General features: G+C 71.0%; 20 protein-coding genes. 7 read left to right on the top strand and 13 right to left on the bottom strand.

The features are described 5' to 3' along the window. Position 1: 1 nt before the first annotated feature. A complete protein-coding gene (locus OG440_RS12985; protein WP_054242616.1) occupies positions 2-430 on the top strand; it encodes a hypothetical protein in 429 nt (142 codons plus the stop codon). Positions 431-493: 63 nt separating this feature from the next. On the opposite strand, the gene OG440_RS12980 is transcribed toward OG440_RS12985, so the two are convergent. The 5 genes from OG440_RS12980 to OG440_RS12960 all read right to left on the bottom strand — a co-directional run bounded on the left by OG440_RS12980 (position 494) and on the right by OG440_RS12960 (position 5,505). After that, complete coding sequence (locus OG440_RS12980) at positions 494-2,833, bottom strand: ABC transporter permease (protein WP_406007001.1); 2,340 nt, start codon at positions 2,831-2,833, stop codon at positions 494-496. Next, a complete protein-coding gene (locus OG440_RS12975) occupies positions 2,830-3,519 on the bottom strand; it encodes an ABC transporter ATP-binding protein (RefSeq protein WP_406007000.1) in 690 nt (229 codons plus the stop codon). Before OG440_RS12975 ends, OG440_RS12980 begins: the two co-directional genes overlap by 4 nt. Beyond that, the gene (locus OG440_RS12970) at positions 3,516-4,040 is read right to left on the bottom strand and encodes a PadR family transcriptional regulator (protein ID WP_406006999.1); all 525 of its coding nucleotides are present in this window, start codon (positions 4,038-4,040) and stop codon (positions 3,516-3,518) included. Before OG440_RS12970 ends, OG440_RS12975 begins: the two co-directional genes overlap by 4 nt. A 230-nt stretch (positions 4,041-4,270) precedes the next feature. Further along, positions 4,271-4,528 (bottom strand): hypothetical protein, encoded by a 258-nt coding sequence (locus OG440_RS12965; RefSeq protein WP_406006998.1) that lies wholly within the window; start codon positions 4,526-4,528, stop codon positions 4,271-4,273. Continuing rightward, positions 4,525-5,505: an SPFH domain-containing protein gene (locus tag OG440_RS12960; RefSeq protein ID WP_406006997.1), complete on the bottom strand. Its 981-nt coding sequence runs from the start codon at positions 5,503-5,505 to the stop codon at positions 4,525-4,527. Before OG440_RS12960 ends, OG440_RS12965 begins: the two co-directional genes overlap by 4 nt. A 280-nt stretch (positions 5,506-5,785) precedes the next feature. On the opposite strand from OG440_RS12960, the gene OG440_RS12955 reads away from it, so the two are divergent. Then, positions 5,786-8,233 (top strand): transglycosylase domain-containing protein, encoded by a 2,448-nt coding sequence (locus tag OG440_RS12955; RefSeq protein WP_406006996.1) that lies wholly within the window; start codon positions 5,786-5,788, stop codon positions 8,231-8,233. 100 nt (positions 8,234-8,333) lie between these two features. Here OG440_RS12955 and OG440_RS12950 read toward each other — a convergent pair whose 3' ends face one another. The 4 genes from OG440_RS12950 to OG440_RS12935 all read right to left on the bottom strand — a co-directional run bounded on the left by OG440_RS12950 (position 8,334) and on the right by OG440_RS12935 (position 14,793). Continuing rightward, positions 8,334-10,484 (bottom strand): SpoIIE family protein phosphatase, encoded by a 2,151-nt coding sequence (locus OG440_RS12950; RefSeq protein ID WP_406006995.1) that lies wholly within the window; start codon positions 10,482-10,484, stop codon positions 8,334-8,336. Between the two features lie 316 nt (positions 10,485-10,800). After that, positions 10,801-11,493 (bottom strand): DUF402 domain-containing protein, encoded by a 693-nt coding sequence (locus OG440_RS12945; RefSeq protein ID WP_406006994.1) that lies wholly within the window; start codon positions 11,491-11,493, stop codon positions 10,801-10,803. Positions 11,494-11,576: 83 nt separating this feature from the next. After that, positions 11,577-12,962 (bottom strand): class II fumarate hydratase, encoded by a 1,386-nt coding sequence (locus OG440_RS12940; RefSeq protein WP_406006993.1) that lies wholly within the window; start codon positions 12,960-12,962, stop codon positions 11,577-11,579. Between the two features lie 163 nt (positions 12,963-13,125). Continuing rightward, entirely contained in the window at positions 13,126-14,793 is a 1,668-nt protein-coding gene (locus tag OG440_RS12935; RefSeq protein WP_406006992.1) for a fumarate hydratase, read from the bottom strand. A gap of 167 nt (positions 14,794-14,960) precedes the next feature. On the opposite strand from OG440_RS12935, the gene OG440_RS12930 reads away from it, so the two are divergent. Continuing rightward, positions 14,961-15,647, top strand: a complete 687-nt coding sequence (locus tag OG440_RS12930; protein ID WP_406006991.1) for a DUF1707 domain-containing protein — start codon at positions 14,961-14,963, stop codon at positions 15,645-15,647. Between the two features lie 171 nt (positions 15,648-15,818). Further along, the gene (locus OG440_RS12925; RefSeq protein WP_406006990.1) at positions 15,819-16,196 is read left to right on the top strand and encodes a WhiB family transcriptional regulator; all 378 of its coding nucleotides are present in this window, start codon (positions 15,819-15,821) and stop codon (positions 16,194-16,196) included. A gap of 73 nt (positions 16,197-16,269) precedes the next feature. On the opposite strand, the gene glpX is transcribed toward OG440_RS12925, so the two are convergent. Continuing rightward, positions 16,270-17,304, bottom strand: coding sequence for a class II fructose-bisphosphatase (gene glpX / locus OG440_RS12920; RefSeq protein ID WP_406006989.1), 1,035 nt, complete (start codon positions 17,302-17,304; stop codon positions 16,270-16,272). Positions 17,305-17,430: 126 nt separating this feature from the next. Here glpX and OG440_RS12915 point away from each other — a divergent pair, with 126 nt between their 5' ends. Further along, entirely contained in the window at positions 17,431-17,955 is a 525-nt protein-coding gene (locus OG440_RS12915) for a DUF4245 domain-containing protein (RefSeq protein WP_406006988.1), read from the top strand. A 97-nt stretch (positions 17,956-18,052) separates the two neighbouring features. Here OG440_RS12915 and OG440_RS12910 read toward each other — a convergent pair whose 3' ends face one another. From OG440_RS12910 to xseA, 3 genes are all read right to left on the bottom strand, one after another. Next, positions 18,053-18,643, bottom strand: coding sequence for a malonic semialdehyde reductase (locus tag OG440_RS12910; RefSeq protein WP_406006987.1), 591 nt, complete (start codon positions 18,641-18,643; stop codon positions 18,053-18,055). A 231-nt stretch (positions 18,644-18,874) separates the two neighbouring features. Next, a complete protein-coding gene (locus OG440_RS12905; protein ID WP_406006986.1) occupies positions 18,875-19,102 on the bottom strand; it encodes an exodeoxyribonuclease VII small subunit in 228 nt (75 codons plus the stop codon). Between the two features lie 42 nt (positions 19,103-19,144). Continuing rightward, complete coding sequence (gene xseA, locus OG440_RS12900; protein ID WP_406006985.1) at positions 19,145-20,362, bottom strand: exodeoxyribonuclease VII large subunit; 1,218 nt, start codon at positions 20,360-20,362, stop codon at positions 19,145-19,147. A gap of 101 nt (positions 20,363-20,463) precedes the next feature. Here xseA and OG440_RS12895 point away from each other — a divergent pair, with 101 nt between their 5' ends. Next, positions 20,464-21,534, top strand: a complete 1,071-nt coding sequence (locus OG440_RS12895; protein ID WP_406006984.1) for a 4-hydroxy-3-methylbut-2-enyl diphosphate reductase — start codon at positions 20,464-20,466, stop codon at positions 21,532-21,534. A gap of 33 nt (positions 21,535-21,567) precedes the next feature. Continuing rightward, positions 21,568-22,314, top strand: a complete 747-nt coding sequence (gene ppgK, locus OG440_RS12890; protein WP_406006983.1) for a polyphosphate--glucose phosphotransferase — start codon at positions 21,568-21,570, stop codon at positions 22,312-22,314. Positions 22,315-22,323 lie beyond the last annotated feature (9 nt).

Raw genomic sequence — 22,323 nt, 5'->3', positions numbered from 1 at the left:
GATGGCGACGAAACGTATGACCCCAGGTTTCTCCGACCAGGTGATGGGCCTGGTCAAGTCACTGCGCACGGATGCCCCCGACTGCGTCGCCTCAGGCGTGGTCGACATGTCCACCGGGATGCTGCTCTCCTACGAGACCGTCGACAACCATCCGCCCGAGGTCCTGGACCTGCTGGCGGGCGCGACCCTCGACCTGTTCCAGGGCCGTACGGTCGTGATGATCGAGGACGTCTTCAAGGAACGGCGCGGGGTCCAGAGCGACAACCACTTCTTCCAGGAGATCCTCGTCAACAGTGAGAACCTCACTCACCTGTTCGTGCGGATGACCGAGCAGCAGGACGTCGTCGCGGTGGTCGTCTGCCGCAAGTCCGTCAACGTCGGGATGCTGTTCGCCCAGGTACGCAGGGTGGTGCGGGAGTACCAGCTCTGAACGCGGGACGGTCCCTCCCCGAGCGGGGAGGGACCGTCTGCTCGGCGGGTGCTCACCGCCCGCTCACTCCGTGCGCAGGCCGTCCGGCCGCAGCAGCTTGAGCAGCGGGGGCAGGCTCAGCAGCGTCACCAGCAGGACGACGCCCGCGCCGCAGCCGGCCATCGACAGCACGCTCGTCCAGTCCACGCCCACCGGGGTGTCCGTCATCTTCAGCAGGATCGCGCCCAGCGTGAGCCCCACCGCCATGGCCAGCAGCAGGCCCAGCGCGATCGGGATCGCCGTCTGCCACAGCACCGACAGGCCCAGCGTGCGCCGCCGGGTGCCGAAGGCGACCAGGGACGACAGCAGCTTGCGGCGCTCGCGCAGCTGCTCCAGCTGGGAGACCAGCAGACTCGCCCCGATCAGCAGCAGCACGAGGGCGGAACCGACCAGCAGACCGGTGCGGATGGTGGTGAACTTCGTGTCCTGCTCAGTGGACGCCCACATCATCGGGCCGGACAGCGGGTCCACCCGGAACGCCGTGTTCCGGGCGTACTCGTAGGCGTCGGGCACGGACTCGTCGATCGAGAGGTAGATCTCGCCGTTGACCCTGTTCTCGGCGGCCGCGGGCAGCGAGCCCGGCGTCATCAGGAAGCCGCCGCGCGCCCAGTCGGTGAGGCCCTTGACCGAATGGGCCTGGGTGACGCCCGCGGGGACGGTCCACACGACGTCCTCCTCGCTCCCGGAGGAGGCCGGCTCGATGTACAGCTTCTTGCCGGGCTTGTTCATCGTCGGCCCGTCGGCGGAGTACTCGTCGCCGTCGAGGACGAACATGTCGCCGTCCTTGCACGAGGGCAGCTTCGCGACCTCGCGCAGGGCGGAGCAGTCGCCCACGGTCAACTCGGTGGAGAGTTCCGGGCCGTTCTCGCTGTTCCAGGAGGAGTCGCCCAGGTAGCCCTCCCACAGGGCCGTGACCTTGCCGACGGCCTTGGTGTCGGCGAACTTCTGCGCCGTCGGGACCAGCGGGGCGCCTTCCGGCACCCGGACCTGCATCTGCGCCCGGGTGAGGTCCTTGCCGGTGGCCTTGGTGTACGCGCCGTCCACGCCGGCGAACAGCATCTGGAGCGCGATCGCGCCGGCCACCGCCACCGCGATGCCGTTGACCATCCGGGCCGCCGTACCGCTGCTCAACTGGAGCCTTCGGACGGCGAGTTGCCAGGCCACGCCGCCGGAGCCGAGCCGGCCGACGACCGTCTCCACGAGCCACGGCAGCAGCGCGGTGATGCCGATCAGGATCAGGACGACGCCGCCGCTCACCAGGTACTGGTTGAAGTCGCCGTTGGTGTGGCCCTGCCCGACCATCGGGTAGAGCATCGCGAAGCCGCCCACGGGCAGCAGCAGCCGCCACCACAGCCGTCGCCGGGCGGGCTTGGCCGTGCGCACCACGCCGAGCGGCTCGATCACCACACCGCGCAACGCGAACAGGGTGACGAGGACGGCCGCCGTCGGCACCGCCAGGGCGACCAGCGCGGCCAGCGCGGGCGAGGGGTCGAGGTAGCTGGGCCACACGCTGATGTTCATCACCTCGACCGAACCCGCCACCTGGCGGCCGATCAGGAAGAAGACCGTGCCGAGGACCAGGCCCAGCAGCGCCCCGGCCATCGCCTCGCCCGCCGCGATCCGCCGGGTCATCCGGCCGTCCGAGCCGATCAGCCGCAGGGCCGCGAGCCTGCGGTCGCGCCGCTCGCCGCCGAACCGTACGGCGGCGGCGATGAACACGGCCACCGGCATCAGCAGCACCACGATGATGACGAGGATCAGCAGCAGCAGTACCGGGTCGGTCTCCTCCTTCGACGGGTTCGGGTTCCCGAACTCCTTCAGCCGGGTCACCTCTCCACCGTCGACGTGCGTGGCGAGCCCGGTGGCACCCGAGTAGTAGGCGAGTTCCTGGGAGCCGACGAGGCCGCTCTCCGCGATGGTCCCGGCGACGCGATACGGGAGCCGCTCCCGCAGCAGCGCCGAACCGTCGGAGGCGAGCAGCTTCTTCAGCGCGGGCGAGACCATCATGTCGCCCTTGGCCGGGAACCGGCTCAGCCCGGGCGGCAGCGGGGCCCGCGCCCCCTCCTGCTCCACCAGCCGGCCGCGTACGTCCTTGTCGCGGAACGTCGTGTCGGCGTTCGCGATGAGCAGGGTGTCGTCGGCCTTGGTCAGCGGCTGGCCGCCGAACTGCCAGTCCAGCCGCGCCTGTTCACGGTCGTGGCGGACCACCATGGCGTTCGGCACCGCCGTCGTCAGCAGCAGGACCGCCACGCCGAGCCCGACGCCGACCGCGGTCAGCACGGCCCGTATCCAGCCCTCCCGGCCGCCGGCGAAGGCGAACCGGACCCCCAGGCCCAGGTCCCTGGACCACTGGCGCAGACTCATACGACCCGCTCCATGTCCCGCGACTTGCCGTCCCGGACGACTATCTCGCGGTCCGAGTAGGCGGCCACCCGGGCCTCGTGCGTGACGAGGACGACGGCCGCGTTGGCCGACCGGGCCGCCTCGGTGAGCAGCTCCATCACCCGCTCGCCGTTGAGCGAGTCCAGCGCGCCGGTCGGCTCGTCGGCGAACACCATGCGCGGGCTGGTGACGAGCGAGCGCGCCACGGCCACCCGCTGCCCCTGACCGCCGGACACCTCGCCGGGCCGCTTCCTGCCGAGGTCGTCGACCTCCAGCCGCTCCATCCATCCCAGGGCGGTGCGTTCGGCCTGCTTGCGCGGGGTGCCGTTCAGCCGCAGCGGCAGCGCCACGTTCTCCACGCAGGTCAGTTCCGGCACGAGCTGTCCGAACTGGAACACGAAGCCGAACTCGGAGCGCCGCAGTTCGCTGCGGCGGGCGTCACTCATCGTCGCCAGCTCACGGCCGTCGTACATGATCGAGCCCGAGTCGGGCGTCACGATGCCGGCGAGGCAGTGCAGCAGCGTCGACTTGCCGGACCCGGAAGGGCCCATCACCGCGACGACCTCGCCGGGGTGGATGGAGAACTCGGCGCCGGCCAGCGCCTTCGTCGGTCCGTACGTCTTGTGCAGGTTCTCGGCGGCGAGCAGGGATCCCCCGGGAGCGTTCACGCGATCACCGCGGCCTTCAGTTTGTCGAGGCGGGCGGCGGCGAGCTCCAGCCAGCGCAGGTCGGCCTCGAGATGGAACAGGGCGTGGTCACAGATCAGCTGGTCGGCGAGGTCGCCGGAGCGCTTGCGGTCCGTGAGTATGCGCATGCTGCGCAGGTGCTCGGCACGCTGGGTGTCGAGGATGTCGGCCGCGTCGCGGTGGGTCAGCAGCGCGAGGACGACCTTGGTGTACAGCGTCGACTGGAGATACGGCTCGGGCTTCTCGGGTGTCGCGAGCCAGCGCTCGACGTCGGTGATCCCGGCGTCGGTGATCGCGTACCGCTTGCGCTCGGGACCGCCGCCGGCCTCGATGCCGTCGACCTCGACGAGCCCGTGCTTCAGCAGGCGCGACATCGTCGAGTAGACCTGGCCGTAGTGCAGCGGCCGGTCGTGACCGAACTTCTCGTCGAAGGCCCGCTTGAGGTCGTAACCGTGGCGGGGCCCGGACTCCAGGAGTCCCAGGAGGGTGTGACCGATGGACATGGGGAGGACTGTACATCCGGTGTATACCCGGTGTGTATACGTCCTGTGTACAGGTGATGGCGGGGCGTGGGAGTGCGCAGGTGAGGGCCGATTGTCACTGTTCTGCCACAGGCCCGGCGGCGCGCGTCTCGGGGGGCGCGGGACAGCGGCCCGGCCGGGGCGCACTCTCCGTCCTTGCGCGGCCGAAAGCGGGGCGCGGGGCGAAGGGGGGGAGCCGGGGGCGAGGCCGGTCAGGCGGGTGGGGGCCCGGAGGCGGGACCCCTGGGGGGCCGGCCACGACGGGGCAGGGGCCCGGTGTCGCCGGGCAGCCGCCCGGCCTCCTTCAGCGCCTTGCGCAGCAGGAACTCGATCTGCGCGTTCGCCGACCGCAGTTCGTCCGAGGCCCAGCGGGCCAGCGCGTCGTGGACCAGCGGATCGAGCCGCAGCAGCACCTGCTTGCGCTGCTGCGGCCGACGCTGAGGGGTGGCACCCTCGGCTGCGTCACTCACTGGTAGAGGGTCCCGGTGTTCAGTACCGGCTGCGGCGCCCGGTCCCCGCACAGCACGACCATCAGGTTGGACACCATCGCCGCCTTCCGCTCGTCGTCCAGCTCCACGATGCCCTGCTCGGCGATGCGCTCGAGCGCGGCCTCGACCATCCCCACGGCCCCGTCCACGATCTCCCGGCGCGCCGCGACCACGGCGCCCGCCTGCTGGCGCTGGAGCATCGCCGAGGCGATCTCGGGAGCGTACGCGAGGTGGGTGAAGCGGGACTCGATGATCCGGACGCCGGCCGCCTCCACGCGCGCGTGCAGCTCTATGGCGAGCTTCTCGGTGATCTCCTCGGCGTTGCCGCGCAGCGACAGACCGCCCTCGTCGTGGGAGTCGTAGGGGTACTCGATGGCGATGTGCCGGACGGCCGCCTCGGTCTGGGTGGCGACGAACTCCAGGAAGTCGTCCACCTCGAAGCTGGCCTGCGCGGTGTCCCGTACGTTCCAGACCACGACCGCGGCGAGTTCGATCGGGTTGCCGTAGGCGTCGTTGACCTTCAGTACGGCCGTCTCGTGGTTGCGGACCCGGGTGGAGATCTTCGCGCGGGAGGTGAGGGGGTTCACCCAGCGCAGCCCGTCCTCACGGATGGTGCCCCGGTAGCGGCCGAAGAGCTGCACCACCCGGGCCTCGCCCGGCGACACCGTGTTCAGCCCGCACATCGCCAGGAACGCGGCGAGGCCGACCAGGATGCCGACGGTGATCAACGCGGCTTTCAGGGCGGTCGCGGTCACCGCGGTGGCCACGGCGATCATTCCCGCGCCGGCCAGCAGCCCGGCCAGGCCGAGCAGCAGCGCCAGTCCGCCGGCCACGCTGTTCGCGGGGAACTCGTGCACGCGCGGGGCGGGCATCTCGGGTGTGTCCACGGTGTCGGTGACGGCCGTCGCGGCGGCTTCGGTGCCGGCCGAGGGCTCGTGCGTGGGCTCATGTGCGGGCATGGTGGGTCCCCGTTTCTCGTCGCCCGCCGATTCAGTAATCAGCGGCCTATCTAAGTGATATCACTTTAGCCCGTCGTGGCAACCCTGTGCCACTCTCGTACGTCGGACTCGGTGGGGACGTCCGGGCGGTTCCCTCGCGAGGGGTGCTGATTCTCACGCCCCGTGCGGACCGGACCGGGACCCCTTCGTCATAGACAGCGGTGTTAGCTTTCTGAGCTGACCTGCCCCAGCCCCCGGGCATTGGTGTGACTGCCGAGTAGGAAGCGGAGCGAGCGGACTCATGGGACGAGCGGACGAGAGACGAGCTCGACAGCGCGGTGGGCGCCGCGCGGCGCCCAGGGGCCGCTCGACGGAGACGGACACGCCGACGACGCCCACCAGGGCGGAGTCCGTGGCGACCGCCCAGGCAGAGCCCGAGACCGCTCCCGCGACCGGAGGCCGCGCGGCCGCCCGCCGGGGGGCGAAGAAGGGCGGCAAGGGCACCAAGGGCAAGGCCGGCAAGAAGGACAAGAGCTTCATACGCCGGCTCTTCACCTGGAAGAAGATCCTCGGCACCTTCCTCGGCCTGGTCGTGGCCGTCCTGGGAGCCTTCATCTGGCTGTACATGAGCACGCCGATCCCCGAGGGCAACCCCGACGCCGATCTCCAGAGCAACGTCTACGAGTACGGCAACGGCGCGATCCTCGCCCGCGACGGGGAGGTCAACCGGGAGAACGTCGAGCTGAAGCAGATCTCCAAGGAAGTCCAGCACACGTTCGTCGCCGCCGAGAACAAGTCCTTCTACAACGACGTCGGCGTCGACTTCAAGGGCACCACCCGCGGTGTCCTGAACACCCTCATGGGCAAGGGCGCGCAGGGCGGTTCGACCATCACCCAGCAGTACGTCAAGAACTACTACCTGACGCAGGAACAGACCGTCACGCGCAAGCTGAAGGAACTGGTCATCTCCCTCAAGCTGGACCGGGAGAAGGACAAGGACTACATCCTGGCCGGTTACATCAACACCAGCTACTACGGCCGCGGCGCCTACGGCATCCAGGCGGCCGCCCAGGCCTACTACGGCGTCGACGCCGAGAAGCTCTCCGTCCAGCAGGGCGCCTACCTCGCCGCGCTGCTCCAGGCCCCCAGCCAGTACGACTGGACCTCCGCCACCGACACCGGCAAGAAGCTGGTCACCGCCCGCTGGAACTACGTCCTCGACAACATGGTCGGGCAGGACTGGCTGGACAAGAGCAAGCGCGACGCCATGACGTTCCCGGTGCCCAAGGAGCCCAAGGCCGCGCCCGGCAAGGAGGGCCAGATCGGCTACCTCGTCGACGCGGCCAACACCGAGCTGGCCAAGCAGCTGGTGGCCCAGGGCGTCGCCGACGACTACGAGTCGGGCATGGCTCTGGTCAGGCGCGGCGGCTGGACCATCGAGCTCAACATCGACAAGAAGAAGCAGAAGGCGCTGGAGGCGGCCGTCAAGGACCAGCTGACCAGCAAGCTCGACAAGAAGAAGCGCTCGGTCGACGGCGACGTCCAGGCCGGAGCGGTGTCGGTGAACCCGAAGACGGGCGCCGTCGAGGCGATGTACGGCGGTACCAGCTACACCGACCACTACACCAACAACGCCACCCGCACCGACTACCAGCCCGCCTCCACCTTCAAGCCGGTGATCCTGGCCGCGGCCTTCGACGAGGCCGCCAAGACGCAGGACGGCGAACAGATCACCGCCAACACCCTCTACGACGGCACCAGCAAGCGCCCGGTCGTCGGCAGCGACATCGGCTTCGCCCCGGAGAACGAGGACGACCAGGACTACGGCGACGTCACCGTCCAGACGGCGCTGAACAAGTCCATCAACTCCGTCTTCGCGCAGATGGGCGTCGACGTCGGCATGCCCGAGGTGCTGAAGGTCGCGGCCAACCTCGGCATGGACACCGCCGACCTCAAGGCCGTGCCCGCCCAGACCCTCGGCACCATGGGCGCGAGCCCCCTCCAGATGGCCGGCGTCTACGCCACCCTGGACAACCACGGCAAGCAGGTCACCCCGGCGCTCATCAAGTCGGCGGAGAACAGCGCCCACCCGACGTTCAAGCACACCGACCCCATCGGGGAGCAGGTCATCAGCCGCGAGGCCGCCGACTCCGTCACCTCGGTGCTCACCGGCGTGGTCGACGACGGTACGGCGAAGAAGTCCGTACGGGACAACCCGCTGCGCAAGGGCCAGAAGGTCGCCGGCAAGACGGGTACCTCCGACAACAACAAGTCGGCCTGGTTCACCGGCTACACCCCCGACCTGGTCACCTCGGTCGGCCTCTTCGGCGAGTCCGCGAAGGCACCGCACCCCCAGGTTCCGCTCACCGGTGCGACGAACGGCCTGACCTCGGACGCGGGCCGGGTCAACGGTGGTGGCTTCCCGGCGCAGATCTGGGCGACCTACACCTTCGGCGTCTCCACCAAGGTCACCAAGTTCGACCTGGACACCGACCAGGGCGCGGCGGTCCAGACCGCGTCGCCGTCGCCGTCCTCCTCTCCGTCGGAGAGCGCGTCCGCGTCCTCGTCCCCGTCGGCGAGCTCCTCCCCGTCCTCGTCCCCGTCGGCGAGTTCGTCCCCGTCCTCCTCGTCGAAGCCGAGCTCGTCCCCGTCCAGCACACCGACGGGTGACACGTCGACGGAACCGAGCACGGACGACCCGTCGACCGAACCGGAGGATCCGGAGGACCCGCTCTTCGGCGGCCAGTAGCGCCAGACCGTCTAGCGGACACCGGCCGGCGGCGGACACCGGTCGGGGAACGCGGGAGAGGGCGCCCGGAGAACTCCGGGCGCCCTCTCCCGCGCTTGTCTCAGCTCCGGTTCAGCTCGAACCAGACCACCTTGCCGGTGCTGAGCCGGGTGGCTCCCCACCGACGGGCCAGCCGGTTCACCAGATACAGGCCGCGGCCGCCCTCGTCCGTCGCCCGGGCCTGCCGCAGCCGGGGCAGCTGCGGCACGTCGTCGCCGACCTCGCACCGCAGCACATCGGTCCGCAGCAACCGCAGGGTCACCGGCCGCGAGGCGTACCGCACCGCGTTCGTGACGACCTCGCTGACCAGCAGCTCGACGGAGTCGGTCATGTCCTCCATGCCCCAGCGGGACAGCGCCCGCCGGGCCAGCCGACGCGCGCGGCCGGGAGCCGCGTCCTCCGGTTCGAGGAACCAGTACGCCACGTCGCTCGGCGCGATCCCGTCGAACCGGGCGGCGAGCAGCGCGATGTCGTCGTCCCGGTCGCCCGGGCCGAGCATGTCGAGCACCTCGTCGCACAGGGCCTCGAGCGGCGGCGGATGGTCGGGCCCGGTCAGCTGGGCGGTCGCGGCGAGTTTCTCCCGCAGCTGCTCTATGCCGGTCGCCACGTCCCGCAGCCGGGACTCGACCAGACCGTCCGTGTACAGCAGCAGCGTCGCACCGGCCGGGGCGTCGAGCTCCACCGCCTCGAAGTCGACGCCGCCCACGCCGATCGGCGCGCCCGGCGGCACCCGCAGCACCTCGGCCCGCCCGCCCAGGTGCAGCAGAATGGGCGGGGGGTGACCCGCGTTGGCGATGGTGATGCGGTGCGACACCGGGTCGTAGACGGCGTAGAGACAGGTCGCCATGCGGTCGGTGCCCAGCCGCTGGGCCTGCTCGTCGAGATGGTGCAGGACCTCCTGCGGAGGCAGGTCGAGGCCGGCCAGGGTCTGGGCCGTCGTCCGCAGCTGCCCCATGATGGCCGCCGACGTCATCGAGTGCCCCATGACGTCGCCCACCACCAGCGCCACCCGGCTGCCCGGCAGCGGGATGGCGTCGTACCAGTCGCCACCGACCCGCGCGGTCTCGGCCGCGGGCAGGTACCGGGAGGCGAGCCGTACACCCGTGGGGCGCGGCAGGGTCTCCGGCAGCATCGTGCGCTGCAACTCGTCGGCGATGTACGCCTCACGGTCGTACAGCACCGCCTTGTCGATGCCCAGGGCGCTGTGCGTGGCGAGCTGCGCGGCCACCAGCAGGTCGTCGTTCTCGAACGGGATGCGTTCCGGGCGGCGCAGGAACACCGCGGCGCCGATCACCCGGCGACGGCCCCGCAGCGGGGCCAGGATGGCCCGCTGGCCGTTCGGGATGGCCAAGGTGCTGTCCTCGCCCAGCAGTTCGGGCAGCGCGGCGCGTGCGGCCGGATGGTCGGCGAACACCGGACGCACTCCGCGCAGGACCTCCGCGAGCGCCCCGCCGGGCCGTACCTCGCACAGCTCGCCGATCGCGGCCGACAGTTCGGCGGTCAGTTCCGCCGGTTCCGGGGGCGGCAGGGCGAGCGCGGCGAAGCCGGTCTCGGTGTCCCGTTCCTCCGGGATGCGGTCGGTGCGCCGCAGCCGCAGCATGATGCGGTCCGCCGCGGGCCGCTCGTCGCCCACCGGCAGCGGGTCACGCAGATAGACGAGGATCGCGTCGGAGAAGGTCGGCACGGTGGCCCGGCACAGCCCCATCACGATCTCGTCGAGGTCCAGGCCGCGGGCGATCCGCCGGGTCGCTGCGCCCACGAAGCGCAGCCGGTCGCCGTCCCGCCGCATCGGCGTGGGCCGGCCGGGCGTGAGTGCCCCTCCGGCCCGCCGGTCCTGCCCCTCCGGACCCCGCTCCGGGCGCGCGTCGCTGCCCGGCTGGGCCGGGATGGACTCGGGGGCGGGGCGCGGCCGGTGGTCCCCCACGCTGGGCTTGGCCCGCGCGGGCGGCGCCCCCGTGGCCTCGTCGGACGGCGACGGCTGGGAGTGCTCGGTGCCGGCACCGGCTTCCGAGCCGGCCGCGTTCATTCCCGTGGCTCCCTGGCCGCCCATGCCACCCTTTCCGCCCTTGCCGCGCGGCGTCGTCGTACCCGAGGCGTCGGGCGGTAAGGCCGATGGGCCCGGCGCCGGCGCCTGGGTGTGCAGCAGTGCCCCGCGGGGGTCCGTGGGGTCGACGCCCTGGGGGCGTTCGTAGGAGGTGGGCTGCTCCGTCACGCGTGTCGAATCCGTCCGTCCGGGGCTGCGCGCCGCGCGCGCAGTTGGTCCCGCAGGAAACCCGATACCCGGAATACGTGCCCCCGGAACGGAATTCCCGCGTGGTCAGAGGTTGTTCCTGTGTCACCGATGGACCGCACGCGGCCCCGGGGGCCGACGTCGAGCGTCCCGCCGGTGTTGCCCTCGTACCCCTCGCTCACGTGCTGCCGCCCCTCGGTGACGTTCGGTCAGGCCCGGCGTCCGCTCCGGGAGTTACTGCCAGCGTGCCTTGCGGAGGACGATCCTACGTTTGTTGCCCGGGGGCGCATCAAGGGTCTCATGTGGACATGTGCGCGGGCGTACGGTCCCAGTCCTCCGGCAGCAACGGTACGGCCCAGGAGGGATCCGGGCGCCAGTGCTGCCAGCCCTCGCTGAACGGAGGCCCCCACGCTCGGATCACCTCCACCGCCCTGTCGCCCGCCTCCCGTACCTGTTCGGCGACCGCCCGGTCCATCAGCCCGTCCTGCTGGGCCTGCGCGAACTCGTCCTCGTCGCGCAGGCCCCACGTGCGGTCCGGGTAGACGCAGATGTCCAGGAAGTGGTCCTCGGAGTCCACCCCGCCGTCCCAACGGGCCAGCGGCGTCTCCAGGTTGACGTACCAGTTCTTGAACTGCCAGCCCGGGTCCCAGAACAGCCACACCGACCACGGCTCGCCGGGCCGGGCCACCTTCAGCACACCGGTGCCGAGCCAGTGGCCGCGCGCCACGGTACGCGGCTTGGTGTACCGGGTGCGCAGCGGCTCCTGGTGCGGCGGGGTGCCGTCCGCGAGCACCGGCCTGACGCACTGTGTGCCCGGGGCCAGCCACACGGCGAGCAGCTCCTCGTCGTCCCGCACGACGGTCACCGGGCGGGCGATGTGGAAGTTCGCCCCGCCGTTCTCCCGGTAGCGCCACAGGATCCGGCTCCCGGGCTCCCAGAAGGCCGCCGCACCACCAGTTCCCACGCGTCTCACCGCTCCACCGTCTGCCATGCACAGATATTAGGTGCCATGGGCATACGACGCTGCGGCGCGCGTCACGGTTCTCGCGCCGGGGCGCGAAAACGCACGAGCGTTTACGGGTGTGTCATCCGCAGGACATCCAGGGCCTCGTCGAGCTGGGCGACCGTCAGATCGCCGCGCTCCACGTACCCGCCGTCCAGCACCACCTGGCGGATCGTCCGCCGTTCCGCCAGCGCCTTCTTGGCCACCTTCGCGGCCTCCTCGTACCCGATGTACTTGTTCAGCGGCGTGACCACGGACGGCGAGGACTCGGCGTACTCCCGGGCGCGTTCGCGGTGCGCGACGATCCCGTCGACGGTCCGGTCCGCGAGCAGCCGGGACACGTTGGCGAGCAGCCGGATCGACTCCAGCACGTTCTTGGCGATCACCGGCAGCATGACGTTGAGCTCGAAGTTGCCCGCCGCGCCCGCCGTGGCCACGGTCGCGTCGTTCCCGACGACCTGCGCGGCGACCATCAGCACGGCCTCCGGGATGACCGGGTTGACCTTGCCGGGCATGATCGAGGAGCCGGGCTGGAGGTCGGGCAGGCTGATCTCGGCGAGACCCGTGCGCGGCCCCGAGGCCATCCACCGCAGGTCGTTGGCGATCTTCGTGAGCCCCACGGCGATGGTCCGCAGCTGCCCGCTGGTCTCGACGATCCCGTCCCGCGCGCCCTGCGCCTCGAAGTGGTCGCGCGCCTCGGTCAGCGGCAGCCCGGTGGCACGGGCGACCTCCTCGATGACGGCGGCGGAGAACCCCGGGGGCGTGTTGATGCCGGTACCGACCGCGGTACCGCCCAGCGGCAGCTCGGCGAGCCGGGGGAGCGAGGCGTTCAGCCGCTCCACGCCGTACCTCACCTGGGCGGCGTACCCGCCGAACTCCTGGCCGAGCGTCACGGGCGTGGCGTCCATCAGATGCGTCCGTCCCGCCTTCACCACGTCGGCGAACTCGGCGGACTTGCGCTCCAGGGCGGCCGCCAGATGCTCCAGGGCGGGAATCAGGTCGCGGGTGACGGCGGCGGTGGCCGCGATGTGCAGGGACGAGGGGAAGACGTCGTTGGAGGACTGGGAGGCGTTCACGTGGTCGTTGGGGTGCACGGGCCGGCCCAACCGCTCGGTGGCGAGGGTGGCGACCACCTCGTTGGTGTTCATGTTGGACGAGGTCCCGGACCCGGTCTGGAACACGTCCACCGGGAAGTGCTCGTCCCAGCGGCCCTCGGCGACCTCCGCGGCGGCTTCCCGGATGGCGTCGGCGATGTCCTTGTCGACCACCCCGAGCCGCGCGTTCACGGTGGCCGCGGCCCCCTTGATCCGTGCCAGCGCCTCGATGTGCGCCCGCTCGATGCGCTGCCCCGAGACGGGGAAGTTCTCGACGGCGCGCTGTGTCTGGGCCCGCCACTTGGCTTCCGCCGGGACGCGTACCTCACCCATGGAGTCGTGCTCGATCCGGTATTCGCTCATGTCCGGTACAGCGATCGGGACGGCCGGGATGTTCCGCGCGCCGGGCCGTCCGGATCCGGACGGCCTGGCGATCGGAACATCCCGGCCGACAGGGCCCCGACCCGACAACGACGCCCGCCCCCGCGTGTCGCAGGGGCGGGCGTCCGTCACCGGATCACACGCGTCACACCAGACCCGGGCCCCGCACCGGAATGGTCGTGAACGTCGGCGCGGGGGCCGGGTCCTGGAAGAAGTCGTTGCCCTTGTCGTCGACGACGACGAACGCCGGGAAGTCCTCGACCTCGATCTTCCAGACGGCCTCCATGCCGAGCTCCTCGTACTCGACGACCTCGACCTTCTTGATGCAGTCCTGGGCGAGGCGCGCGGCCGGGCCGCCGATGGAACCGAGGTAGAAGCCGCCGTGCGTGCCGCACGCGTCCGTGACCTGCTTGCTGCGGTTGCCCTTGGCGAGCATGACCTTGGAGCCGCCGGCCGCCTGGAACTGCTCGACGTAGGAGTCCATGCGGCCGGCCGTCGTCGGGCCGAAGGAGCCGGACGCGTAGCCCTCGGGGGTCTTGGCCGGGCCCGCGTAGTACACCGGGTGGTCCTTCAGGTACTGCGGCATCTCCTCGCCCGCGTCGAGGCGCTCCTTGATCTTGGCGTGCGCGATGTCGCGGGCCACGACGAGCGGGCCGGTGAGGGACAGCCGGGTCTTGACCGGGTACTTCGTCAGCTCGGCGAGGATGTCGTCCATCGGCTGGTTGAGGTCGATGCGGACCACGTCCGACGCCTCGTCGAGGTGCTCGTCCGTCGTCTCCGGCAGGAACCGCGCGGGGTCGGTCTCCAGCTGCTCCAGGAAGACGCCCTCGGCGGTGATCTTCGCGACGGCCTGCCGGTCGGCGGAGCAGGAGACGGCGATGGCGACGGGGCACGAGGCGCCGTGCCGGGGGAGGCGGACGACCCGTACGTCGTGGCAGAAGTACTTGCCGCCGAACTGCGCGCCGATGCCGATCCGCTGCGTCAGCTCGAAGACCTTCTCCTCCAGCTCCTTGTCCCGGAAGCCGTGCCCGAGCGGCGAACCCTCGGCCGGGATCTCGTCCAGGTAGTGCGCGGAGGCGTACTTCGCGGTCTTCAGCGCGTACTCGGCCGACGTGCCGCCGACGACGATCGCCAGGTGGTACGGCGGGCAGGCGGCCGTACCGAGCGAACGGATCTTCTCCTCCAGGAACTTCATCATGGAGGCCTCGTTCAGGACGGCCTTCGTCTCCTGGTAGAGGAAGCTCTTGTTGGCCGAGCCGCCGCCCTTGGCCATGAACAGGAACTTGTACGCGCCGCCGTCGGCCGCGTACAGCTCGATCTGGGCCGGCAGGTTGGAGCCGGTGTTCTTCTCGTCCCACATGGTCAGTGGGGCCATCTGCGAGTAGCGCAGATTGAGGTTCAGGTAGGCGTCGTAGATGCCGCGGCTCAGGGCCGCCTCGTCGCCGCCCTCGGTGAGCACGTTCTGTCCGCGCTTGCCCATCACGATGGCCGTGCCGGTGTCCTGGCACATGGGGAGCACGCCGGCGGCCGCGATGTTCGCGTTCTTCAGCAGGTCCAGCGCGACGAACTTGTCGTTGCCGGAGGCCTCCGGGTCGTCGATGATGCGGCGCAGCTGTGCGAGGTGGGCCGGGCGCAGGTAGTGCTGGATGTCGTGGATGGCCTCCTCGGCGAGCTTGCGCAGCGCCTCCGGCTCCACCTTGAGGAACGTCCGCCCGTCGGCCTCGAAGGTGGAGACACCCTCGGCGGTCACCAGCCGGTAGGGGGTGGTGTCCTCTCCCATGGGGAGCAGATCGGTGTACGCGAACTCAGGCATCTCGCCCATTCCTCACTCGACAGACAGCGGGCCCGCCTCCGTTGGCGGGCCCTCACCAGCGTAGAACCTGCCGTCGACGGCGCGCTTGTGAGGTAAGGCTCAGTTCGCCGCGGGCCCGACGCGGCAGGGGGGTATCGCGATCTATCGTGTTTCGGTACCCTGCTCCCGTGGACCTTCACCAGCAGACCGCCGCCCCCGCGCCCGCCGCGGAGTTGCGCGCCTCGGACGCCGACCGTGACCGTATCGCCGACATGCTCCGCGACGCTCTCGCGGAGGGCCGGCTGACCGCCGACGAGCACGCGGAGCGGGTCGAGGGTGTCCTGGCCGCCAAGACGGTCGGCGAACTGGAGGTCTTCGTCCGGGACCTGCCCGCGGCGCACGAGCGGCGCGCGGCCCCCTCCGCCGCCCCCAGCCGGCCCACCGCGGGCGCCATCCCGGTCGACCCCGACGACAACGTGGTCGCGATCTTCAGCAGCGCCGTCCGCCGGGGCCGCTGGCGCGCGGGGCGCCGGATCCACGCCTACGCGGTCTTCGGCACCGTCGAGATCGACCTCACCGAGGCGCTCTTCGAGTACCAGCAGGTCGTGATCAAGGCGATCTCGGTCTTCGGCAACGTCGAGGTCCGTGTCCCGGAGAACGTCTCGCTGCGTGGCACCGGCGGCGCGGTGCTGGGCAACTTCGAGGTGGACGCGCTCGATTCGCCCCAGCCCGACGCTCCGGTGGTCTACGTGGACGGCTGGGCGGTGCTGGGCAACATCGAGGGCTGGCCGAAGCGGGGCAAGCTCGTCGCGGACATCCTCGACCGGGTCCAGCGCAAGGTCGACAAGGGTTTGCGCAAGCACCTGGACCGTTGACGGTCGTGAAGTCGGCGCGGGCGCAGGCGCGTTCGCCGGGCGGCCGGGACGGGGTCGTCGCGAGGTCATCGCGGGCACGGCGGTCGGGTACTCGGTGCATAGGCACGCGCACAGCGGGTAGGCCTTGCTGCATCGTCTCTCGCTCGCGAAGCCGTCGTCAGGAGTAGACCCGTGCTGCAACCGCCGCATTCGCCCGTGCAGGTCGCCGCTGTTCCGGCCCAGCGGGTACCAGCGCGCGACAGGGACCAAGACGCCCCCTGGCATACCGAGGCGGTGTGCCGACGCGACGAGGCAGGCCTGTTCTTCGCCCCCTCCAAGGAGCCCACGGCCGCCCGGCTCTCCCGGGAGGAGGCCGCGAAGCGGGTCTGCGCGCGCTGTCCCGTGATGGTGGAGTGCCGCGAACACGCGCTTCTCCAGCCCGAGCCCTACGGCGTCTGGGGCGGCCTCACCGCCGCCGAACGCCGGGTGGCCCTGGCCCGGCGCCGCCGCCGCGACGTGGAACTGAAGAAGGCGGCACAGTCGTCGGGCCGCATAGCCGCGGCCGGCTGAGGAGCCTCGGGGTACGCGAAAGGGGCACCCCCACCGCACCGGGGGTGCCCCTCTCACGCACTGCGGGGAACGACTACTTGGCCCGGTCGAAGTCCACCGCGCTGTAGGCCCGCAGCTTGCTCAGCCGGTGCTCGGAGTCGATCCGCCGGACCGTCCCGGACTTCGACCGCATCACGATCGAGTCGGTCGTCGCGGTCTCCGACCGGTACCTGACCCCCCGCAGCAGCTCACCGTCGGTGATACCGGTGGCGACGAAGAACACGTTCTCGCCGGTCACCAGGTCCTCGGTGGTCAGCACGCGGTCGAGGTCGTGGCCGGCGTCGATCGCCCGCTGCCGTTCCTCGGCGTCCTTGGGCCACAGCTTGCCCTGGATGACACCGCCCAGGCACCGCACGGCACAGGCCGAGATGATGCCCTCGGGGGTTCCGCCGATGCCGAGCAGCAGGTCGACGCCGGTTTCCTCGCGCAGGGCCAGGATCGAGCCGGCGACATCACCGTCGGAGATCAGCTTGATGCGCGCCCCGGTCTCCCGGATCTCCTTGATGATGCCCTCGTGGCGCGGGCGGTCCAGGATGACGACGGTGACGTCCTCGGGCGTGGCCCGCTTGGCCTTGGCGACCCGCCGGATGTTCACGGCCACGGGCGCGTCGATGTCGACGAAGTCGGCGGCCTCGGGGCCGGTGACCAGCTTGTCCATGTAGAAGACGGCGGAAGGGTCGAACATCGCGCCCCGCTCGGTGGCCGCGAGGACGGCGATCGCGTTCGGCATGCCCTTCGCCGTCAGCGTGGTGCCGTCGATCGGGTCGACCGCGATGTCGACCTCGGGCCCGGTCCCGTCACCGACGCGCTCGCCGTTGAAGAGCATCGGGGCTTCGTCCTTCTCGCCCTCGCCGATGACGACCACGCCGTTCATCGACACGGTGGAGACGAGGGTCCGCATGGCGCGCACCGCGGCACCGTCGGCGCCGTTCTTGTCACCGCGTCCGACCCAGCGGCCCGCGGCCATGGCGGCGGCTTCGGTCACCCGGACGAGTTCCAGGGCGAGGTTGCGGTCGGGGGCCTCGGAGGGGACATCGAGTTCGGACGGCAAATGATGATGCTCGGTCATCGGAGCGCACCTTTCTGATACGACGACGGCCGGATGAGGGTTCGAAGCCGACTCTATCGTCAGTCCGACAAAATGAGCAGGGGACCCCACGGATGAGCGCACCGGGCACCTGCGACGATAGGGGGCGTGGCAGGTTCGAACGGCAAGCAGAAGACGGCCCGCGACATGATTCTCTCCCTCGGGGTGATCATGATCGCGGCGTGGGTCATATACCTCTTCGTCCCGCACGACGATCGCGCTCCCGACGTCAAGCGGGTCGACTACCGCGTCGAGCTCCTCACGGCGCGTCGCGCGGCGTCGTACCCGGTGGCCGCGCCCGAGGGCCTGCCCGACACCTGGAAGGCGACCTCGGTGCGGTTCCAGGGCGACGAGTACGACGCCTGGCACCTCGGTTTCCACGCTCCCGACGGGGAGTACGTGACGATCGAGCAGTCCACTCAGAAGCGCTCGGACTTCGTCCGGGAGGCCAGCCAGGGCTCGAAGGCGACCAAGGTCACCGAGCAGATCGACGGCCGCACCTGGACCCGCTACAGCGGTGGGCGCTACGACGCGCTCGTCCTCCAGGACACGACGGGCTCCACCACGGTGGTCGCGGGCACGGGGTCCTTCGCGCAGTTGTCCACGATGGCCGGAGCGCTGAAGCTGGCGTGAGCGCTCTCCGCCCCGCGCGGTGACATGCGAGAGGGCCCCCGGTGCACGCACCGGGGGCCCTCTCGCATGGGGGCCGCATGGGGGTGGGTCACCGATCTCAGACGGTGGTGACGACCTCGTCGTACGCCAGGCGCGGGGAGCGCGGGTAGGAGGCGCCCTCGCCCGGCTTGCCGATGTTGACGACCATCAGCGGGGTGTGGTCGTCGTCCAGGAACTCCTTGCGGACGCCTTCGAGGTCGACGCCGGTCATCGGGCCGGCGGCCAGACCGGCGGCGCGGATGCCGATGATGAAGTACGCGGCCTGGAGGGCGGCATTGAGCGCGGCGGCGCCTTCACGGGCCGGACGCGTGCTGAAGAAGAGATCCTTGGCCTGCGGGAAGGCCGGGAACAGGGTCGGCAGCTCCTCGTGGAACTCGTTGTCCGCGGAGAGGATCGCGACCAGCGGGGCGGCGGCGGTCTTGGCCTGGTTGCCCTCGGCCATGTGCTGCACCAAGCGCTCGCGGGCCTCGGGGGAGCGGACCAGGGTGATGCGCAGCGGGGTCTGGTTGAACGCCGTCGGCCCGTACTTGACCAGGTCGTAGATCGCCTGGACCTGCTCGTCGGTCACCGGCTCGTCGGTGAAGGTGTTCGCGGTGCGGGCCTCGCGGAACAGCAGGTCCTGGGCGGTGGCGTCAAGAACGAGAGACATGCGGGAACTTCCTCGGGGGTGGCGTCCGGATCCAGTACCGGACCGCGGTCCGGATAGGCTGACGGCACTGACAGTACGCCGGGAAGGTTCAAACTTCAACAAAAGCCGGAAGGGCGTGGTCCGTTTCACACCGTCCCGACGCTCGCCCCTCCCGGCGCACCGCCCACCGCCTCGGCTGTCGCCGCCCCTGCTGCGGCCGCCGCCACGGCGACGCCGGCCGTGGCACGCGGCTCACTCCCCGCCTTCCGGCCCCTCCCCCTCCTCGGCCAGCGCCGCGTCCAGCCGCGCCCGGGCGCCCTCCAGCCAGCGCCGGCACACCTTGGCCAGCTCCTCGCCGCGCTCCCACAGGGCCAGGGACTCCTCCAGCGTCGTACCCCCCGCCTCCAGTCGCCGTACGACCTCGATCAGCTCGTCGCGGGCCTGCTCGTACCCGAGGGCCTCGTCCGTGTTGCTCGTCATGCACCCAGTCCCAGTGGTCGTAGTGGTGGTGGTCGTCGCTGCCTAGTCGCCGACGTCGGCGACCCGCACGGTGAACTCGCCCTCGGCGACCCGCGCGCGCAGTGTCTCGTCGGCCGACACCTCGGCCGGATCCCGGACCACGTGCCCGTCGGCCTTCTGCAGCACCGCGTACCCCCGCCGCAGCGTCGCGGCCGGCGAGAGCGCCACCACGCGCGCGTGCGTGTGGGTCAGCTCGGAATCGGCGCGGTCCAGAAGATGCCCGACCGTGCGCCGCGCACGGTCGACGAGTGAGGAGACGTGATCGGCCCGCTCGTCGATCATCCGGTGCGGATCCTGTATCGCGGGCCGCGCCAGGGCGTGGGCGAGCCCGCGCTCCTCCCGCTCCACGAGCGCCTGCGCGCATCGCCGCGCCCGCCCGCGCAGCACCCGCACCCGCTCCAGTTCCTCGCCGACGTCCGGGACGACCTTCTTCGCGGCGTCGGTCGGTGTCGAGGCGCGCAGGTCGGCCACATGGTCGAGCAGCGGGTTGTCCGGCTCGTGCCCGATCGCCGAGACGACCGGCGTACGGCAGGCCGCGACCGCCCTGACCAACTGTTCGTCGGAGAACGGCAGCAGATCCTCCACGCTTCCCCCGCCGCGCGCGACGATGATCACGTCCACGTCGTCCAGGGCGTCCAGCTCCTTCACCGCCTGGACGACCTGCGTCACCGCGTGCACGCCCTGGACGGCGACGTTGCGCACCTCGAAGCGGACGGCGGGCCAGCGGTGCCGGGCGTTCTCCAGGACATCGCGCTCGGCCGCGGAGGCCCGCCCGCACACCAGCCCGACGAGCTGGGGCAGGAAGGGCAGCGGCTTCTTCCGGGCGGGGGCGAAGAGGCCCTCCGCGGCCAGCGACTTCTTCAGCTGCTCCAGCCGTGCCAGCAGCTCACCGACCCCCACCGGCCGTATCTCGACGGCCCGCAGCGACAACTGGCCGCGCGGCGCGTACCACTCCGGCTTCGCGTGGACGACGACCCGCGCGCCCTCCCCGACGACGTCCGCGACCGCGTCGAAGACCTGCCGGTAGCAGGTCACGCCCACCGAGATGTCGTGCGCCGGATCCCGCAGCGTCAGAAACACCACGCCGGCACCCGGGCGCCGCGACAACTGGGTGATCTGCCCCTCGACCCAGACCGCGCCGAGCCGGTCGATCCAGCGTCCGATGAGCCGCGAGACCTCGCCGACGGGCAGCGGGGCGTCCGCGGACGTGTTCACAGCCATGCGCCCGAGCGTATCGGCCGCCACCGACAATCCCGAGGTCCCGCCCCAGGGCGGGAAACGGTGATCTCCGGCCCCCCGGGCGCGGCCTTACGATGGGACGCATGACTGCTTCGCCTGGCCGCCGCCGTGTCCTGCTCGCCGCTCCCCGGGGCTACTGCGCGGGCGTCGACCGTGCCGTGATCGCCGTCGAGAAGGCCCTGGAGCAGTACGGGGCGCCGGTCTACGTCCGGCACGAGATCGTCCACAACAAGTACGTCGTGCAGACCCTGGAGCGCAAGGGCGCCGTCTTCGTCGAGCGGACCGAGGAGGTCCCGCCGGGCAACATCGTCATGTTCTCCGCGCACGGCGTCGCTCCCGTCGTCCACGAGGAGGCCGCGCGCGGGCGGCTGGCCACCATCGACGCGACCTGCCCCCTGGTCACCAAGGTGCACAAGGAGGCCGTCCGCTTCGCCCAGGAGGACTACGACATCCTCCTGATCGGGCACGAGGGCCACGAGGAGGTCATCGGCACCTCCGGCGAGGCTCCCGAGCACATCCAGCTCGTCGACGGCCCCGAGGACGTCGCCAAGGTGGAGGTCCGCGACCCGTCGAAGATCGTGTGGCTCTCCCAGACGACCCTCTCGGTCGACGAGACCATGGAGACGGTCGACGCCCTGAAGGAGAAGTTCCCGCAGCTCATCTCCCCGCCCAGCGACGACATCTGCTACGCCACGCAGAACCGTCAGCTCGCGGTCAAGCAGATGGGCGCGGAGGCGGAGCTGGTGATCGTGGTCGGCTCGCGCAACTCCTCCAACTCCGTACGGCTCGTCGAGGTCGCCAAGCTGGCCGGCTCCCGGCAGGCCTACCTGGTGGACTTCGCGAGCGAGATCGACGAGGCCTGGCTGGAGGGCGTGACCACGGTCGGCGTCACCTCCGGCGCCTCCGTCCCGGAGGTCCTCGTCGAGGAGGTCCTGGCCTGGCTCACCGAGCGCGGCTACGGGGACGTCGAGCTCGTCAAGGCGGCCGAGGAGCACATCACCTTCTCGCTGCCCAAGGAGCTCCGCCGCGACCTGCGCGAGGAGGCGGCGGCACTGGCGGCCGGGCGCGGCGGCAGCGGCGCGGCGTCCGGGACGGAGTCCGGCGCGGCATCCGGTCCGGCGGCCGGCCGGCCGGCCGACACCTCGGCCGAGTGAGTGACTGTCAGTCGACCGTCGTAACGTAGGGCCATGCAGATCTTCGGCGTGGACATCGGCGGCTCCGGGATCAAGGGCGCCCCGGTGGATTTGGACAAGGGCGACCTGGCTCAGGAGCGCCACAAAGTGCTCACCCCGCACCCGGCCACGCCCGAGGGCGTGGCCGACGGTGTGCGGGAGGTCGTCGAGCACTTCGAGTGGACCGGCCCGGTGGGCCTGACCTTCCCGGGTGTGGTCACCGGCGGCTCCACGATCCGTACGGCGGCCAACGTCGACAAGAGCTGGATCGACACGGACGCGCGTGCCCTCTTCAGCGAGCGGCTCGGCGGCCTGCCGGTGACGGTGGTCAACGACGCGGACGCGGCGGGTGTCGCGGAGGTGTCCTTCGGTGCCGGCCGCGACCGCAGCGGCACGGTGATCCTGCTGACGTTCGGCACCGGCATCGGCAGCGCCCTCTTCGTCGACGGTGCCCTCGTGCCCAACACCGAGCTCGGCCACCTCGAGCTGCACGGGCACGACGCCGAGAAGCGCGCCTCCAGCAAGGCCAAGGAGGACGGCGAGCTGACCTGGGAGCACTGGGCCCGCCGGGTCACGAAGTACCTCGCCCACGTCGAGATGCTCTTCTCACCCGAACTCTTCATCATCGGTGGCGGCGTCAGCCGCAAGGCCGACAAGTTCCTGCACCTCATCGAGGGCATCCGGGCGGACATCGTGCCGGCCGAGCTGCAGAACAACGCGGGCATCGTGGGTGCGGCGATGCGGGCGGCGAAGGCGGACTAGCCCCGGACG

This window comes from Streptomyces sp. NBC_00637, from assembly GCF_045161545.1.
Classification (GTDB): domain Bacteria; phylum Actinomycetota; class Actinomycetes; order Streptomycetales; family Streptomycetaceae; genus Streptomyces.
This window is presented reverse-complemented; position numbering and strand designations above follow the sequence as displayed.

Bases quoted from the DNA above. Each gene is read 5' to 3' on its own strand.
- xseA (WP_406006985.1), bottom strand. From the start codon at position 20,362: ATGGCTGTGAACACGTCCGCGGACGCCCCGCTGCCCGTCGGCGAGGTC.
- OG440_RS12935 (WP_406006992.1), bottom strand. From the start codon at position 14,793: ATGCCTGAGTTCGCGTACACCGATCTGCTCCCCATGGGAGAGGACACC.
- OG440_RS12895 (WP_406006984.1), top strand. From the start codon at position 20,464: ATGACTGCTTCGCCTGGCCGCCGCCGTGTCCTGCTCGCCGCTCCCCGG.
- ppgK (WP_406006983.1), top strand. From the start codon at position 21,568: ATGCAGATCTTCGGCGTGGACATCGGCGGCTCCGGGATCAAGGGCGCC.
- OG440_RS12960 (WP_406006997.1), bottom strand. From the start codon at position 5,505: ATGCCCGCACATGAGCCCACGCACGAGCCCTCGGCCGGCACCGAAGCC.
- OG440_RS12955 (WP_406006996.1), top strand. From the start codon at position 5,786: ATGGGACGAGCGGACGAGAGACGAGCTCGACAGCGCGGTGGGCGCCGC.
- OG440_RS12970 (WP_406006999.1), bottom strand. From the start codon at position 4,040: ATGTCCATCGGTCACACCCTCCTGGGACTCCTGGAGTCCGGGCCCCGC.
- glpX (WP_406006989.1), bottom strand. From the start codon at position 17,304: ATGACCGAGCATCATCATTTGCCGTCCGAACTCGATGTCCCCTCCGAG.
- OG440_RS12910 (WP_406006987.1), bottom strand. From the start codon at position 18,643: ATGTCTCTCGTTCTTGACGCCACCGCCCAGGACCTGCTGTTCCGCGAG.
- OG440_RS12905 (WP_406006986.1), bottom strand. From the start codon at position 19,102: ATGACGAGCAACACGGACGAGGCCCTCGGGTACGAGCAGGCCCGCGAC.
- OG440_RS12940 (WP_406006993.1), bottom strand. From the start codon at position 12,962: ATGAGCGAATACCGGATCGAGCACGACTCCATGGGTGAGGTACGCGTC.
- OG440_RS12985 (WP_054242616.1), top strand. From the start codon at position 2: ATGGCGACGAAACGTATGACCCCAGGTTTCTCCGACCAGGTGATGGGC.
- OG440_RS12945 (WP_406006994.1), bottom strand. From the start codon at position 11,493: ATGGCAGACGGTGGAGCGGTGAGACGCGTGGGAACTGGTGGTGCGGCG.
- OG440_RS12980 (WP_406007001.1), bottom strand. From the start codon at position 2,833: ATGAGTCTGCGCCAGTGGTCCAGGGACCTGGGCCTGGGGGTCCGGTTC.